Source organism: Streptomyces sp. L7 (assembly GCF_050990935.1).
Taxonomy (GTDB): Bacteria; Actinomycetota; Actinomycetes; order Actinomycetales; family Microbacteriaceae; genus Leifsonia.
The window spans coordinates 3,484,294-3,499,432 of sequence record NZ_CP194644.1 but is presented as its reverse complement, the minus strand read 5'-3'; the positions used below and the strand labels follow the sequence as shown (position 1 = coordinate 3,499,432).

General features: G+C 68.5%; 14 protein-coding genes and 1 pseudogene. 7 read left to right on the top strand and 8 right to left on the bottom strand.

The features are described from left to right. Position 1 precedes the first annotated feature (1 nt). From ACR5MH_RS17760 to ACR5MH_RS17750, 3 genes and pseudogenes are all read right to left on the bottom strand, one after another. The gene (locus ACR5MH_RS17760; RefSeq protein ID WP_433862669.1) at positions 2 to 517 is read right to left on the bottom strand and encodes a zinc-binding dehydrogenase; all 516 of its coding nucleotides are present in this window, start codon (positions 515 to 517) and stop codon (positions 2 to 4) included. Positions 518 to 705: 188 nt separating this feature from the next. Next, positions 706 to 978, bottom strand: a pseudogene (locus ACR5MH_RS17755) (alcohol dehydrogenase catalytic domain-containing protein); the annotation flags it as partial. A 64-nt stretch (positions 979 to 1,042) separates the two neighbouring features. Further along, a complete protein-coding gene (locus tag ACR5MH_RS17750) occupies positions 1,043 to 2,308 on the bottom strand; it encodes an ROK family protein (RefSeq protein WP_433862002.1) in 1,266 nt (421 codons plus the stop codon). Between the two features lie 190 nt (positions 2,309 to 2,498). Between ACR5MH_RS17750 and ACR5MH_RS17745 the strand changes: the two genes are divergently transcribed. From ACR5MH_RS17745 to ACR5MH_RS17715, 7 genes are all read left to right on the top strand, one after another. Beyond that, positions 2,499 to 3,761: a sugar ABC transporter substrate-binding protein gene (locus ACR5MH_RS17745; protein WP_431348392.1), complete on the top strand. Its 1,263-nt coding sequence runs from the start codon at positions 2,499 to 2,501 to the stop codon at positions 3,759 to 3,761. Next, entirely contained in the window at positions 3,761 to 4,699 is a 939-nt protein-coding gene (locus tag ACR5MH_RS17740; protein ID WP_431348391.1) for a carbohydrate ABC transporter permease, read from the top strand. The genes ACR5MH_RS17745 and ACR5MH_RS17740 overlap by 1 nt, the downstream gene beginning before the upstream one ends. Further along, the gene (locus ACR5MH_RS17735; RefSeq protein WP_431348390.1) at positions 4,696 to 5,424 is read left to right on the top strand and encodes an ABC transporter permease subunit; all 729 of its coding nucleotides are present in this window, start codon (positions 4,696 to 4,698) and stop codon (positions 5,422 to 5,424) included. Before ACR5MH_RS17740 ends, ACR5MH_RS17735 begins: the two co-directional genes overlap by 4 nt. A gap of 94 nt (positions 5,425 to 5,518) precedes the next feature. Then, positions 5,519 to 6,760 carry a Tm-1-like ATP-binding domain-containing protein gene (locus ACR5MH_RS17730; protein ID WP_431348389.1) on the top strand — a complete coding sequence of 414 codons (1,242 nt, stop codon included), beginning with the start codon at positions 5,519 to 5,521 and terminating at the stop codon, positions 6,758 to 6,760. Further along, positions 6,757 to 7,635: a phosphoenolpyruvate hydrolase family protein gene (locus tag ACR5MH_RS17725; RefSeq protein WP_431348388.1), complete on the top strand. Its 879-nt coding sequence runs from the start codon at positions 6,757 to 6,759 to the stop codon at positions 7,633 to 7,635. The genes ACR5MH_RS17730 and ACR5MH_RS17725 overlap by 4 nt, the downstream gene beginning before the upstream one ends. Positions 7,636 to 7,646: 11 nt before the next feature. After that, entirely contained in the window at positions 7,647 to 7,940 is a 294-nt protein-coding gene (locus ACR5MH_RS17720) for an EthD family reductase (RefSeq protein WP_431348387.1), read from the top strand. After that, positions 7,937 to 9,079, top strand: a complete 1,143-nt coding sequence (locus ACR5MH_RS17715; protein WP_431348386.1) for a Gfo/Idh/MocA family protein — start codon at positions 7,937 to 7,939, stop codon at positions 9,077 to 9,079. The genes ACR5MH_RS17720 and ACR5MH_RS17715 overlap by 4 nt, the downstream gene beginning before the upstream one ends. Here ACR5MH_RS17715 and ACR5MH_RS17710 read toward each other — a convergent pair. The 5 genes from ACR5MH_RS17710 to ACR5MH_RS17690 are packed head-to-tail and all read right to left on the bottom strand — an operon-like array spanning position 9,061 to position 15,138. Further along, positions 9,061 to 9,414 (bottom strand): GH36 C-terminal domain-containing protein, encoded by a 354-nt coding sequence (locus ACR5MH_RS17710; RefSeq protein ID WP_431349452.1) that lies wholly within the window; start codon positions 9,412 to 9,414, stop codon positions 9,061 to 9,063. The genes ACR5MH_RS17715 and ACR5MH_RS17710 overlap by 19 nt on opposite strands. Continuing rightward, positions 9,387 to 11,120 (bottom strand): alpha-galactosidase, encoded by a 1,734-nt coding sequence (locus ACR5MH_RS17705; protein ID WP_431348385.1) that lies wholly within the window; start codon positions 11,118 to 11,120, stop codon positions 9,387 to 9,389. Before ACR5MH_RS17705 ends, ACR5MH_RS17710 begins: the two co-directional genes overlap by 28 nt. A gap of 37 nt (positions 11,121 to 11,157) precedes the next feature. Continuing rightward, complete coding sequence (locus ACR5MH_RS17700) at positions 11,158 to 12,246, bottom strand: LacI family DNA-binding transcriptional regulator (protein ID WP_431348384.1); 1,089 nt, start codon at positions 12,244 to 12,246, stop codon at positions 11,158 to 11,160. A 28-nt stretch (positions 12,247 to 12,274) separates the two neighbouring features. Continuing rightward, complete coding sequence (locus tag ACR5MH_RS17695) at positions 12,275 to 12,976, bottom strand: DUF624 domain-containing protein (protein WP_431348383.1); 702 nt, start codon at positions 12,974 to 12,976, stop codon at positions 12,275 to 12,277. Continuing rightward, positions 12,973 to 15,138, bottom strand: coding sequence for a hypothetical protein (locus tag ACR5MH_RS17690; RefSeq protein WP_431348382.1), 2,166 nt, complete (start codon positions 15,136 to 15,138; stop codon positions 12,973 to 12,975). The genes ACR5MH_RS17695 and ACR5MH_RS17690 overlap by 4 nt, the downstream gene beginning before the upstream one ends. Between the last annotated feature and the right edge of the window lies 1 nt (position 15,139).

Below are 15,139 nucleotides of genomic sequence, written 5' to 3'. Positions count from 1 at the left end.
TTCAGGGGCGCAGCAGCACCTTGCCGACGCGGCCGGAGCGGGTGGCGACCTCCACGGCCTCCCGCACCTGGTCGAACCCGAACACGGCCTCCACCGGCAGGGTGATCGCGCCCGTGACGGCCGCGCGGATCAGCTCGCCGAAGAGCTCCGCGCGCTTGCCCGGCTCCATCGAGGAGCTCACCTTGCTGCCCCAGAAGCCCTTGACCACGGCCTGCTTGAAGATGAGGTCACCGGACGACAACCGCATCGGCTCGCCCCCGGTGGAGCCGAACGACACCAGCGTGCCGCCCTCCGAGACGAGCGCCAGCAGGTCGCCGCTCGCCTCGCCGCCGATCGAGTCGACGGCCACAGCGATGGGCGCGCCGTCCGCGAGGGCGCGCACGCGCTCCCGCCAGTCGTCGGCTCCTGTCGCGACCAGGTTCGGGATGCCCTGCGCCGCCAGCGCGTCGGCGTCGTGCTGCCTGCGGACGAGCCCGATGACCTTCTCCTGCCGCGTCGCCGCGAACTGCGCGAGCAGCCGCCCGACCGCCCCGTTCGCCGCGTTCTGCAGGATGACCTCCCCGGCTTCACCTCGAGGTAGTCGAGCAGGCTGAGCGCGCTGAACGGCATCGCGACGAGCTGGGAGGCCACCTCGTCGCTCAGCCCGTCCGGCACGGGGATCAGCGCCCCGGCCGGTGCGACGAAGGCCTCCGCCCAGACGCCGAACGTGCCTCCGGTGACGACGCGCTGCCCGGCGGCGAGCGCCGTGACCCCCTCGCCGACCGCGTCCACGACGCCGACGGCCTCCGTCCCCGCGCCTGCCGGCAGCGTCGGCTTGAAGCCGTACGTGCCGCGGATGGTCCACAGGTCGTGGTTGTGGATGGGCGAGAGCACGGTGCGCACCCGCACCTGCCCCGCTCCCGGTTCGGGGAGCGGCCGCTCCTCCACCTTCAGGACCCGTGCCGGGTCGCCGAACTCGTCCTGGACGATCGCGCGCATGGGCCAATGCTAAGCGGCCGGGCGTCCGCGCCACCAGCAGCGGGGCGTTCGGTGCCCGGTGCGTCTATTCCCGATCCGCGATCGTGCGTCGGTCAGCTCGCAGCGCGCTGTGTGGCCTCCGGCCACGCGGCGGACCACGACCCGGCCACGAGCATCCGGTCGACGGCTGCCGGATCGAGCACCTCGTCGATGACGCGCATCGCGGCTCCGCGCGCGCCGGCGAGGTCGCCGAGGGAGGCGCGCTCGAGCGTGAGGCGCTCGCTCGATCCGGGGAGGGCCATCTGATAGACCCCTCCCGCATGCCGGCGAAGAGCGGGGTCTCCGCCTCGGTGAGGTAGCCCCAGGTCGCGATGACGGCGGGGTTGAGCAGGTTGACGACGGAGGCGAGGGCTTCGCCTATGCGCCGTCCGGCCTCGCGCACGGCGTGCACAGCACGCGGCTCGGCCTGCTGCGCCAGCCGGACGACGTCCGACACGTGTTCGACGTCGAGGCCGGCCTCGGCGAGCTGGCGCACCAGCGCGCTGCCGCTGGCGACCGCATCGAGACAGCCGACCCCGCCGCACGAACAGGCTTCGGTCGCCCCGTTGACCTTGATGTGGCCGAGCTCGCCGGCCAGTCCGCTCACGCCGCGCACCGGCACTCCGTTGACGATGATGGCGGCGTTGAGCAGGGTCCCGAGTTTCACGCAGACGAACACCTCGACATCGGGCCACGATTTGCGCCACTCGGCCAGGGCGATCAGGTTGACGTCGAGGTCGACGAACACCGGCGCGTCGAAGTGCTCGCGCAGATTGCTGCGGAAGTACTCGCGATCCCAGCCCGTTCCGCTCAGGCCGAGACCTCTGGCGTAGTTCGCGAGCTCGATGTCGTTGGGGATGCCGACGCCCATGCCCACGACGGGAGTTCCGGGCAAGCCCGCACGCATCCGGTCGAACGCGTCCTCCAGGTCGGTCAGGAGCGCGTGCGGCCCGGTCGCGAGTTCCACGGTCAGGTAGCCCTCGGCGAGCACAGCTCCCGCCAGGTCGGTCGCCGCGATCCGGCATCCCGAGATGCCGATCTGCGCCGCGAGGACGATGCCCGCGCCCGGATTGAAGCGGGCGAGCGCGGCAGGCCGTCCGCGTGAGCCGGCCACGGCGGCCTGCGAAGCGATGAGTCCGTGGGCGACGAGGAAGTCGATTCGCTGGATGGCGGTCGAGCGGGAGACTCCCATCGCTGCCGCGAGCTCGGAGATCGTGCTGGCGCGCCCCGATCGGACGAGCTGCAGGAGCGTACCGGACCCGTCGGCGAGGGCGTGCGTGGGGAGCGTGTCGATGGTGGCGTCGGTGGTCATCCCACTCCCCTCTTCGTCGGTGCGCGGTGGGTGCGCAGCCGAGCTTAATGTACCCGAATGTCGTAATGGGCAGCAATTTAAACAGATTCTTTTCTTATTTATGTTGACATTCAACATAAAGCTCTCCTACGCTCGACCCAGCAAGCGCACCCACCCGCACCCCCACCCCTCGAAGGAGCAATGACGCCCCATGAACACAAGGAAGACCCGGCTCCGCATTGCAGCGGTCGCGACAGCCGTCCTGTTCGCGATCTCCGGCTGCAGCATTTCGTCCAATGCCGGGGGCTCCGGCTCGGGCACGGCCACCCTCACCTTCTGGGAGTACTACTCGGGGACCCAGCTGACCTGGCTCAAAGACCAGGTCGCCACCTTCGAGAAGGACAACCCGAACGTCAAGGTCGATCTCGTACAGGTCGTCGGCAGCCAGCAGGATCAGAAGCTGCTCGCCTCGGTCGCGACCGGCACGACGCCCGACCTCTTCATCAACAACATCGTGGTCGACAACCCTACGCTGGTCTCCGGCGGCGTGATGAAGGACCTCACGCCGTACTGGAACAAGTACGCCGACAAGGGTCAGTACCCCTCGGGCGCAGTCTGGAAGACCGACGGCAAGGTCTACAACCTCATGTCCTACACGAACCTCCTCGGCATGTTCTACAACAAGGACATCCTCGACGCGTCCGGCATCACGAAGCCGCCGACGACGCTCGATGAGCTGCAGGCCGACCTCGCCACGATCAAGGCGGGAGGCAAGTACCAGGGCCTCGCCGAGTCGGGCGCACCGACGGTGGAGGGCGCATGGCTGTTCGCTCCGCAACTGCTCGGCGTCGGCGTGAACTACTGCAACTTCGAGGGGTCGAAGGTCGACGACGCATTCTCGCGGGTGGCCGGCTGGGCGAAGAACGGTTACCTCCCGCTCGCGACGGCGACCTGGGACCAGAACGCCGCCTGGCAACAGTTCATGACCGGCAAGTACGCCTTCGGGCTCAACGGCAACTGGCAGCTCGGCAACGTCAAGCAGGCGCCCTTCAAGTACGGCACCACGCAGTTCCCCGCACCCGCCGGGGGCAAGAGCCAGGTGTATCCGGGCGGTGAAGGCTTCGCGATCGGCTCCAAGTCGAAGAATCCCGACCTCGCCTGGAAGTTCCTCGAGCAGATGGTGCTCTCGAAGCAGGGCAATCAGAGCGTCTACGAGGAGGCGGGCTCGATCCCGGTGCGTGCCGATGTCGCGGACATCCCGGCCATCAAGAACGACACCTTCGTGCAGCCGTTCGTGACCGCCGCGCACGACACCGCCTCCTGGCCCAACAACAAGAACACCGCCGACATGCAGACCGCTCTCGGCAAGGCGGCCAGCGCAGTGATCTCGGGCCAGATGACCGCCGAGCAGGGCGCTCAATCGGCGAAGGACGCGATCGCCGCCAGCATCAAGAAGGGCGGCGGCGGCTGCTGATGTCCGTTCTCGAACGCGAGCAGACCCGGGAGGGGCGGCGGGATATCGCCGACCGCCGCCCCTCCCGGCGCCGGCGCCTCGCCAACGTCCCGCTGGTCTATCTGCTGCCGGCTGTCGTCGTCCTGCTGGCCTTCGCCGCGTACCCGCTGCTGGTGCTGCTGCGGATGGCCTTCAGCGACGTCGGGCCCAGCAACATCGTCGGTGTGTGGCACTGGGTCGGTCTCGACAACTTCGTCACCGTGCTCGGGTCCTCCGAGATCTGGGCCTCCACCCTGCGCACGATCATCGTCGCGGTCGTGCTGCTGGCCTCCAACCTGGTTCTCGGGTTCCTCGCCGCGTCGATCCTCTCGACCCGAGGGCGGGTGACCAACATCGTCCTGGGGATCATGGTGTTCGTCTGGGCGCTTCCGCCGATCGTCTCGGGCAGTGTCTGGAAGTTCCTCCTGGACGACTCGGGGGCGCTCAACGCCATCCTCGGGATGGTCGGGCTACCGCACGTCAACTGGCTCAGCTCGCCGTCGCTGGCGATCTGGGTGGTCGCCGGCGTGGTCGCCTGGTCGTCGCTGCCGTTCTCCGCGCTCATCCTGCGCGGCGGCCTGCTCGCCATCCCGCAGGACGTCATCGAGGCGGCGGCGATCGACGGCGCGGGCTACTGGCGCACGCGGTTCCGGATCGTGCTGCCACTGTTGCGGCCCACCATGTGGATCCTCGCGATCCTGACCGTGCTGTACGCGTTCAAGAGCTTCGACTTCTTCTACGTGCTCACCCAGGGCGGCCCGGGCACCGCGACGAACACGCTGCCGGTGCAGTCGTACTACACCGCGTTCTCGAACTTCGACATGAGCACCGGCGCGACGATCGCGGTCATCTCGATGCTCATCGTCGCGATCTTCGCCGTGCCGTACGTGCGAAGCATCCGCAGGGAGGACGTCGAATGATCGGCAAGCCCACCAGCGCGCTCTTCCAGGTGCTCAAGGTCGTGCTCGGCCTCGCTTACCTGCTCCCGCTGATCTGGATCGTCCTCACGTCGCTCAAGACGAACTCCCAGGTGCTGCAGGACCCCAACGCGGTTCTCTTCACGCCCACGCTGTCGACCTACGCCCAGGTGATCGGATCCGGCCTCGGCGCCATCGTGACCTCCCTCCAGATCGGAGTGATCGTCACGCTCGCCGTCCTCGTCGTGGCGGTGCCGGCCGCGTTCGCGCTGGCCCGGCGCATCACGCCGCTCTGGGCCCGGGTCATCGCAGTCGTGCTCGCAGCGCTCCTGGTGCTGCAGATGGTGCCGCAGCCCATGACGGTCATCCCGCTCTACAGCGTGCTGGCGAGCTGGGGGATCCTCGGAACGCTGCCCGGCCTGATCCTCGCGGACATCGCCCTGTTCCTGCCGTTCGCCATCATGCTGCTGCGGCCGTTCGTGCTCTCGATCCCGACCGCGCTCTACGAGGCCGCCGAGATCGACGGAGCGAGCACCTGGCAGGCGTTCCGGTCGATCACGGTGCCGATGCTCTCCAACGGCATCTTCACGGTCATGAGCGTCATCTTCATCTCGGCGTGGGGGAGTTCGTGTACGCGATCAACTTCCTGCCGGAGGGAACGGTCCTCCCGGTCAGCGGCCTCCTGGCCCAGCAGAATACGACCTATGCCGCCAACTGGAACAGCCTGATGGCCCTCGCCGTGCTCACGTCGCTGCCGCTGCTGATCGTCTTCCTGTTCACGCAGCGCCGGCTGATCAACGGGCTGTCGCTCGGAGCGGTGAAGTGACCGCCCGCATCGTCCTCGCCGGGGCGCTCGACACGAAGGCCGAGGAGTACCGCTTCGTGCGCGACCGGATCGAGGCCGCGGGCGTCCCCACCCTCCTCGTCGACACCGGCGTACTGGGTCCTCCCGGCCTCCCCGCCGATGTCTCCCGTGCCGAGGTCGCGGCGGCGGCGGGAGCCGATCTCGCCGGGCTCGTCCGCCGCGGCGACCGCGGCGACCGCGGCGACGCCATGATCGCCATGGCGGACGGCGCCGCCCAGATCGTCCGCGACCTGCACGCGGCAGGCGAGGTCGCGGGCGTGGTGGTGCTCGGCGGCTCCAACGCCGGCTTCGTCATGGCGCGGGTCGCTGCGCGGCTGCCGATCGGCGTGCCCAAGCTGCTCGTCTCCACGATCGTCGCGGGCGACACCCGGCCGTACGTCGGGACGAGCGACCTGATGATGCTGTACCCGGTGGTCGACATCGCCGGTCTCAACGCGATCAGCATCCCTGTTCTGGCGCGTGCGGCCGACGCCGTCGTCGGCATGGTGCGCGCGGCGCCCCCGACCCCTTCCGAGAAGGCCGGCCCCACCATCGCGTGCACGATGTTCGGCGTGACGACCACCTGCGTCACGGGCGTGCACGACACGCTCGTCGCGCAGGGCGCCGAGGTGCACACCTTCCACGCCAACGGCACCGGCGGCCGGACACTGGAGGCGATGGTGGCCTCCGGGCTCATCGACGTCGTCGCCGACCTGACCACCACCGAGCTCGCCGACGAGCTGTGCGGCGGGGTGTGCTCTGCCGGCCCGGACCGACTGACCGCCGCCGCGACGGCCGGGGTGCCCCAAGTCGTCAGCCTCGGCGCGCTCGACATGGTCAACTTCGGGGCGCCGGAGACGGTGCCGGCGCGTTACCGCGGCCGACTCCTGCACGCGCACAACCCCGCGGTCACACTGATGCGGACCGACGCCGCCGAATGCGCGGCGCTCGGACGCATCATCGCCGAACGGCTCAACGCCTCGACCGGCCCGGTGGAGGTGCTGGCGCCGGCCCGTGGGTTCTCGCAGATCTCGGTCGAGGGCGGCCCGTTCCACGACCCGGTGGCCGACGCGGCCCTCCTTCGGTCGCTGAGCGATAACCTCGACCCCCGCATTCCGCTGCGGGTCATCGAAGCGGCCATCAACGACCCGGCCTTCTCGGCCGAGGTCATCGACGCACTGGGCCGCGTGCTCGGTCGGACGAAAGGGAACAACGAATGAGCAGTCGGGCAGAGCCGAGCACCCGGGAAGAGATCGTCGAGCGGTTGCGCGCGAAGGTCGCGGCCGGGCGGCCGATCATCGGCGGCGGCGCGGGAACCGGCCTGTCGGCCAAATGCTCGGAGGAAGCCGGCCTCGACTTCATCGTGGTCTACAACTCCGGCCGCTACCGCATGGCCGGTCGGAGCTCCATGGCGGGGCTCATGCCGTATGGAGACGCCAACCAGATCGTTCTCGACATGGGCGCGGAGATCCTCCCCGTCGTCGACCGCATCCCCGTCGTCGCGGGCGTCTGCGGCACCGACCCGTTCCGCCTGATGCCGAAGTTCCTTCGCCAGATCAAAGACGCCGGATTCTCAGGGGTGCAGAACTACCCGACGATCTGCCTCTTCGACGGGATCATCCGGGCCAACCTGGAGGAGACGGGTCTGGGCTTCGACAAGGAGGCGGACATGATCGCCGAGGCCCACGCGCTCGATCTCTTCACGGCGAGTTACGTCGCGAACCCGGATGAGGCGGTCGCGATGGCGCAGGCAGGCGCCGACGTCATCGTCCCGCACATGGGCTTGACGACCTCCGGCATGATCGGCGCGCAGACCGCGCTCAGCCTCGAGGAATCCAAGCGCAAGGTCGCCGAGCTCATGCAGGCCGCGCGCGAGGTGAACCCCGACGTTCTGATCGTCTGCCACGGCGGCCCGATCTTCGGACCCGACGAGGCGGCGGAGGTCATCCACGACGTCCCGGGCGTGGACGGTTTCCTGGGCGCCTCCAGCATGGAACGGATGCCGACGGAGGTCGCCATGGTCGAGCACATGAGCCGCTACACCCGCATCGAGCTGCCCTCTTCGGTGCCGGCACGCGTCGCACAGGAGGCCTGAGCGTGTATCGCATGACGATCCTGTATCGCCGGCCCACCGATCCAGAGGCCTTCCGACGCTACTACGAGGAATCGCACATCCCCATCGCCCGGCGGATGTCGGGGCTCACAGGATGGAACCTGTCCTGGATCGACGACGACGGCCCCTACGTGCTCGTGGCCGAGCTGTATGCCGAGTCGAAGCAGTCGCTCGACGCGGTGCTGTCGTCACCGGAGGGTCAGGCGGCAAACGCCGACCTCGCCAACTTCGTCACCGGCGGCGTGGAGTTCCTTACCGGTCCGGAGGTGCAGGTGGCTCTCGCATGACCGGCTTGACCATCGCCGTCGTCGGCCTGGGGTTCGGCCAGGATTTCGTGCCGATCTATCTCTGCCACCCCGCCGTCGACCGCGTCGTCCTCGTGGAGCCCGACGAGAACCGCCGCCGGGAGGTCGGCCGCCGCTTCGCGCTCGACGACGGCTACGCCGAGCTCGCGGACGCTCTCGCCGATCCGTCGGTCGATGCCGTGCACATCCTCGCGCCGGTCTTCCTGCACGCCGACATGGTCGTCGCCGCCCTCGACGCCGGCAAGCACGTGGCGTGCGCGGTGCCGATGGCGACGACACTGGAGGATCTCGACCGGATCATCGCGGCGCAGCAGCGCAGCGGCCGGGTCTACATGATGATGGAGACCACGGTCTTCGGGCGCGAGTACCTGGCCGTGGACGAGATGGCGCGCGAGGGCGCGTTCGGCGACCTGACGCTGTACAAGGGCTTCCATCTTCAGGAGCTCGAGGGCTTCCCCACCTACTGGCAGGGCTACCCGCCGATGCACTACGTGACGCACGCGCTGTCGCCGATCCTGGCGCTGCTCGACACGACCGTCGCGTCGGTGAGCGCACGCGGCGCCGGGCGGCTGGCCCAGAAGAACGCCGGCGGCGGATTCGACAACCGCTTCCCGACAGAGGTCGGGCTGTTCGCCCTCCGTGACAGCGATGTGCTCGCCGAGATCACGATGTCGTTCTTCCAGACCGCCCGAAGCTACATCGAGGGCTTCTCCCTGTACGGCGAGCGGCGTGGCGTGGAGTGGCCGATCGACAACGGCGGCGACCTCACCGTGTACGACATGTTCCCTCCCGCAGCGGGCACGCGCGGCAACCGGGTGGAGACGTCGTCGCTGGCCCCGCGCGATTTCCCCGAGCGGCTCCCCGTCGAGCTCGCCCCGTTCGTCCGCGCGACCGACGTCGTGCTGCCCGGGATGCCGGAACCGGTTCGGGTGGGGGCGCACCACGGCGGGTCGCATCCGTTCCTGGTGCACGAGTTCGTGAGCAGCATCGTGGAGGGCCGGGTCGCCCTGGTCGACGCTCTTCGCGCTGCCGCCTGGACCGCGCCCGGAATCTGCGCTCACGAGTCCGCGATGCGCGACGGCGCCTGGATCGAGGTGCCCGACTACCGCGATCGAGGCTGAGGGCGCCTCGGGGACGTCTGGATCCTGTCGATGAGGACGAACCGGGAGGTGAGCCGTCCAGCGCTCTCCGGAACGACGATGCCCGCAGCAGACAGTTCGGCCCCGGTCGAAATCGTCGCTGCAGCGCCGAACGGATCGGAAACCCGATACGAGCGTTCCGCCTCGAGGGCACGTGGCCGGATCCGGGCGACCTCATCGTCGGCCCCTGGGAGGCTGAAGACCGCGACGAGGTGGCGCGATCCGTCGCGCGAGCTGAGCTGAAAAGCCGGACGACGCTCGCCTCGGCCGTGGCGGAGAGGCTGCCCGCTCAGGCGACGGAGGATGCCCTCCCGCACCAGTGCGGCCACGGTCGCCGTGTACACGCCGACGTGTTCGGCGAGCACGTCGGCGAGATCCGGACGCAGCTCCGGAAGGCGCAGAGAGACTCCGAAACGGTGCAACATCGCGGCTCGGAGGGTCGCCGCGAACTCATCGGCGGAGAGCTCACCGAAATCGAGTTGCGCAGGCGCGTACTCGCCGCGCCATTGCGACCACGACCAGTGCAGCATCGTGGCCGGGGGAGCATCATGCTCGCTCCCCACAACACGTGGAGGGCGTGCTCCGTGTAGTCGGGGTCGGAGAGGTGGATGCAGTGGACGTGCCGGGCCATCCCGAGGTCGAGCCGCAGACCGCCTGAAGCACAGGACTCGAGCACGACTTCAGGATGCCGTCGGCGGAACTCGTCGAGGACGCTGTAGAGGCCGAGATAGTGCCGGAAGAGACCGTCTCCGCTGCCGTGGCCGTGGTCGGTGCGGGTGCAGCCCGCATCGGGATCGATGTTGAAGTCGAGTTTGATCCATTCGGCGCCCAGCACCTCCACTACCCGGTCGAGGCTCTCGGCGACGAACCTGCGACCCGACTCCGAGCCGCAGCACACGTAACCGAGGAAGGTCGGATCGTCGGCGTCCAACGCCTGGGACTCCGCCCGGTAGGAACGGTCGGGTCGGCGCCCGTCGACCGCACGGGCGATGATCTCCGGGCGCTCCCGCCGCACCAGCGAATCAACGCCGACTGCTTCGGCTTCAATCCAGATGCCAGGCCGCGCGCCGGTCGCGCGGATTCTGCCGCCGAGGGCCCCGAGTCCCGAGGGGAAGCGCACCGTGTTCACCTGGTCCCAGTCGCCGCGGACCTTCGTCCAGGTCGAACCCCCGTCGGCCGGACCGAACCATCCCGCGTCGACCGTGACCTGCCGGATCCCGGCTCGCACTGCGTGGCCGGCGTTCTCGGCGATCACGCCCTCGTCCACTCCGACGTCCTCATACGGCCACCAGTGGTTCCACTCGACATCCAGCCGCTCGGAGGCCTCGGAACGGGGCGTGAATCCGTCGCCGAGCGCTGACGTCAACCCGATCGCCGCCTCATCGCGATCGGGCCCGAACGCCACCAGGACCGACGGAGCCCGGACCGACTCCCCGGGGGCAAGCGTCGTCTCGAACAGCCAGTCGGAGATCCCGGCGGACACGACGCCGCCGTCCGTCACATCGATGTGCCAGTTTCCACTCCAGACGGGTGCCACCACGAAACCCACTCCCGGCCGTTCGAATCCGACCCAGGGCACGAAGCCGTGGGAGCTCCGGCCCGCGCGGGACTCGAAGAACAGGTCGCCATCCGCGTAGGCGGTCTCCGGGCGGAACTCGTCGCCCCACGCCGAACGGAACGCGAGTGTCGCCCAGTCGTCACCGGCGAGCCCGGCTGCGAACGGGTCGAGCCGAGACAGTGCGACGTCGCGGTCGCCGGCATTGACGAGTTCCAGCGAGAACTCCCACACATCGTGTGCACCGAGGCGCAATGCGCTCCAGCATGCCGACAGCGCGGTCTGCTCGACGGTGCCGCGCACGGTCACGGAGCCGTCCGCGCGCCGGTCGACGGACGCTCCCGTGATCGCTGCTCTGCGATGCCGATCCACCTCGAGACCGAACAGAGCGGACGCCCGGAACACCGGCACCGTGCCGACAGTCGCAGCCAACGGTGTCGGCCCGTCATCGTCGGCGATGGTCAGCACCGCGCCGGTGGAACGATCCGGCGCCTGAGGAGTGTCGTTACTCAGGATTCTTCCGATCGATCCGGGGCGGCTCGGTCTCTGCGACGCGAATGGGGGTGATGAGGACCTCGGACGAGCGCTCGATCAGCTTGGGTGTGATGAGGTGATGCCGGGGAGCGTCGTCGCCGCCGCCGCTCAGCAGGGCCAAGATCGCTTCCGCCACCTTGTCGAGCTGCTGATCGACGCTCGAGAACCCCATGGCCTCCGACACCGGCGTGTTGTCGAATCCGACGACGGGCAGCGAGCCTTGAAGCTGCACGATGGCGCCGAGCGCAAGGCTGTCGCTGGCTGCGACGACCGCCTGGAGGTCGGGAACCCGTGCAAGCAGCCGCGAAGCGGCCACGCGCGCGTCAGCTACCGCGTCGGCCGTCCGCTCCTGCAATGAGTTCAGGTGCTCGCCGTGTCCGGCCTCTGTCATCGCGCTTTCCCAGCCGCCGGCGCGCTCGTCGCCCGTGCCGGAGCCCTGCGGCCAGCCGAGGAAGCCGATGCGCGTCAGCCCGCGGGCGAGCAGCGACTCGGTCGCGGCGCGCACGCCGGCGCGGCCGTCGACATCGACCCATGGATAGCGTGGATCCTCGAGATCGTCGATGCCCCAGGGGCGCCCGAACATAGCGAACTGCAGTTCGTGCTTCATGAGCCACTCGATTCGCGGGTCGTCGTGAAAGGTCGACGTCAGGACGAAGGCGTCGACGTCCGAGCCGTCGGCGAGTCGCGAGAAGTGGTCGATCTCGTCCTGCGGAGACGTCGCCGTGAAGAGGAGCGCCCGCAGGTCGAGGGCGGCTGCCTGCTCCGTCAGCGCGTGCAGGAACCGGTCGAGGATCGCGCCCGAGATCCCGTCGCGCGCCGGGTCGAGGCGTACGCCGATCGTCGAACTCTTACGCGTGCGCAACCGCCGCGCGGAGGCGTGCGGGCGATACCGGAGTTCCTCGATCGCCTGGCGGACGCGCTCCTGTGTCTCGGAGCGCACGATCCCCGGCGTGTTCAAGACATTGGAGACGGTCTGGCGCGACACACCGGCCATGCGGGCCACATCGACGACCGTCGGGAGGCGATTCGGCCTGTCGCTCCGTTCGTCTGCGGTCTTCACGGGCGTACCTCCATCCACGAAGCAATTATCACGAAGCGGCGCCCGACAGACTGCGAGCACGCTCGGGCCCCGCCGAGCGGGTCCGGATGGGGTCCCGGCCCGAGGGCGTGCGCGTGAACGAGACCCGTCGACGTTCGAAGCGTCCGTTGAGCCCGGCGATCGCGAGGATGTACGCACCGAGCGCGACGTAGAGGAAGAGCCCCGTGAGGAAGACCAGGCCGACGACGAGCGCCGCCACGGCCACGACGACGAGCACGATCGAGCGAAGGTCGCTGAGCCCGGCGAGGATCAGCCGCGGTAGCTGCTTCAGGCGGAGGCCGAAGTCCACGAACGTGGGCGACACCAGTGCCAGTGTGGACATGACGAGCACGGTGATCACGAGCCAGAGCAGCTTGACGAAGAACGCCCACCCGTGCTGTCCCTCCATTTGGTTGAAGTAGACGATGTTGCTGACGCCGATGGCGAGCGCGAAGAGACCGGTGTACCCGACCTGGAGGCTCTTCCAGAAGACCGCGCGATAGATCTTCACGAAGCGAGCCGTCGCGAAGTAGTCCGCGTCCGGCTTCATGAGTTCGCGCGAGACGAGGATGCTGGCGTACAGACTCGGGAACAGGCCCACGACCACCAGGCCGGCTACTGCGCCGACAACGAAGAGGAACTGGATGTACACGAAATACCAGATCCATTTCAGGATCCCCATGACGCGCTCGAAGGCGGCTGCCCTGTTCATCGGGCGGCCATCACCATCGGGTGAGCTGTCGAGATCGTCCAGCCGTCCGTGGCGCCGCTGACGCTGACCGAGTAGGAATCGTCGCCCTCGCGGCGTACCTCGATGTCGAAGCTGTCGTCTCCGATCAGAACGTTCCTCGCGCTCAGCGAGTCCCAGTCGCTCGGGAGGCAGGGGTCGATCCGCAGTCGCTTCGCGCCCGCATCCGGACGGAGACCGATGAACCCGGTGATCACCGGGGCGATCATGGCGTAGGCGGTCCACGCCTGCACGAAGCAACCGTAGTCGGGGGACATTTCGCTGATCGAACCCGGAAGGTACCGGTTGAAGGTCGCCATCACCCGGCGGACCACATCCAGAGCCTCATCGGCGCGGCCATAGGCCAGATTGCTGTTGATGTGGACAGCCGACGAGATCGTCATGATCCGATCATCGCCGCTTCCCGAGAGGTAGGCACCCCATTCGCCGACGAACTCGGGCGAATCGAGGCGGGAAAGAGCGACGCCGGCTTGCTCGTCGCTGGCAAGGCCCATCTCGATCGGGGTCAGGATCACCCAGTTCTTGAAACTGAAAACGGCGCTGTCCCCGTCGCCGGCCGTCTGGTCGGCGACGAAGCCGCGCTTCGCCTCGGTGTATCGCGCGACCAAGTCGCGGCGGTCGTCACGGTGCGCGGACTCGATCAGCTCGTCGAACACGTCGAGGAGTTGCCGGCGGTCGCTCCTGATGTCGGCGAAGAGGCCGTCGTCGTCCTGCCACATGGTCGTACGGATCTCGGTCGCCATCGCGTCGGCGCGTTCGGAGTACTCCGCCTCGGCCGCCGAGTCGCCCAGAAGCGCGGCGATCCTCCCCGCGTCGGCGAGCGCGACCTGGGTGTACACCGCGGTGTCGATGAGTTCGCCGGTAAGTCCGCGCACCTCCATGATCCCGTTGCCCACCGGAAAGAGGCTCCCGGCCGGCATGCAGTCGTCGAGGAGATACCGGAGGGCCGCCTGGACGGCCGGCCAGTAGGAGGCGAGCCAGTCTCGATCCCCTGTCCAGCTATACGTCTCGGAGACGGCGTGGACGAAGAGCGCCGTCTCCTGAGTGTTGCCCCGGTTGCCGACCTCCCCGTACGAGTTCTCCTCATGGATGATCCGGCCGTTGCCGTTGGCCCGCCGCGACCCTTCGTCGATGATGGCGATCGTCTGCTCGGCGAGGTCGTGGAACCCGGCCGGGAGGCATCCCTTCAGGGCGTAGACCGAGTCCACGGAGAACCACCAGACGTATTCCGGGATCCCGGCTGCCAGCCCGGTTCCGACGGGCTCCGAGGAGATGGTGAGCCATTCGATGTGGCACTTCGACCAGGCATACTGCTTTTCGAGCTCTTTGTCCGGCACCTCGATGTCGGACCGCGCGAGGATAGCGGCGTAGTGGTCGCGCTTCTCGGCGAACAGCTCCTGCGGGTCGGCCAGCCGGTTCATGCGGTCGAGCGTCTCGGCAGCCGCTGTGAGCGATCCGGTGATTTTGAGTGCGAAGGTCCTCGTTTCGCCCGGTGCGACCGCGAGCGGCACCTGCCAGACCCCGGACGCCCCAGGACCGAAGACCTCGTCGCCCGCGATCGGCTGATCGGGCAGGGAGAGCTCACCGTCGACTCCGTCAATCCGGCATCGTACGAACCATTCCTGCTCGCGGTCCCGTCCGACGAAGTCGCCGGCGTCGGCCCAGGCGTCGTCTGGGGCGTCGACGATCTCGCCGCTTTCGGACCAGACCGGACGCAGGTCGGATCGGACGGCCAGTACCCCGTCCAGCTCGAGCGGCTCCGCCGTCCGGTTCGTGACGGAGAATTCGACGATCAGTCCCGGAAAAGACTGGGCTGAGTACTCGCGCCGCTCGACCGTGTACGTCTCGCGCTCGAAGGTCATCGCGTTGTAGAAGACGTGATTGCTGAAGCGGACGGCGTCGGTCAGCCAATCGATGCCGCCACCGTCGGTCTGGACACCGAGCCAGAAGCCGTCCAGCAGTTTGACCGGATGCATCCACACGCCGCCCATCTCGTTGGGGACGTGGTGGCCGAACGGCGGGAAACCTCCGTTCTGCGATCCGATCAACTGGATGTGGCGCCCGGGAGTGAGGTAGTTCTCTCGCCCGGGATTCGGGCGGTGCTCGGACATCGTCTGAAGGTTCATT

Bases quoted from the DNA above. Each gene is read 5' to 3' on its own strand.
- ACR5MH_RS17725 (WP_431348388.1), top strand. From the start codon at position 6,757: ATGAGCAGTCGGGCAGAGCCGAGCACCCGGGAAGAGATCGTCGAGCGG.
- ACR5MH_RS17690 (WP_431348382.1), bottom strand. From the start codon at position 15,138: ATGAACCTTCAGACGATGTCCGAGCACCGCCCGAATCCCGGGCGAGAG.
- ACR5MH_RS17720 (WP_431348387.1), top strand. From the start codon at position 7,647: ATGACGATCCTGTATCGCCGGCCCACCGATCCAGAGGCCTTCCGACGC.
- ACR5MH_RS17745 (WP_431348392.1), top strand. From the start codon at position 2,499: ATGAACACAAGGAAGACCCGGCTCCGCATTGCAGCGGTCGCGACAGCC.
- ACR5MH_RS17695 (WP_431348383.1), bottom strand. From the start codon at position 12,976: ATGAACAGGGCAGCCGCCTTCGAGCGCGTCATGGGGATCCTGAAATGG.
- ACR5MH_RS17735 (WP_431348390.1), top strand. From the start codon at position 4,696: ATGATCGGCAAGCCCACCAGCGCGCTCTTCCAGGTGCTCAAGGTCGTG.
- ACR5MH_RS17715 (WP_431348386.1), top strand. From the start codon at position 7,937: ATGACCGGCTTGACCATCGCCGTCGTCGGCCTGGGGTTCGGCCAGGAT.
- ACR5MH_RS17740 (WP_431348391.1), top strand. From the start codon at position 3,761: ATGTCCGTTCTCGAACGCGAGCAGACCCGGGAGGGGCGGCGGGATATC.
- ACR5MH_RS17750 (WP_433862002.1), bottom strand. From the start codon at position 2,308: ATGACCACCGACGCCACCATCGACACGCTCCCCACGCACGCCCTCGCC.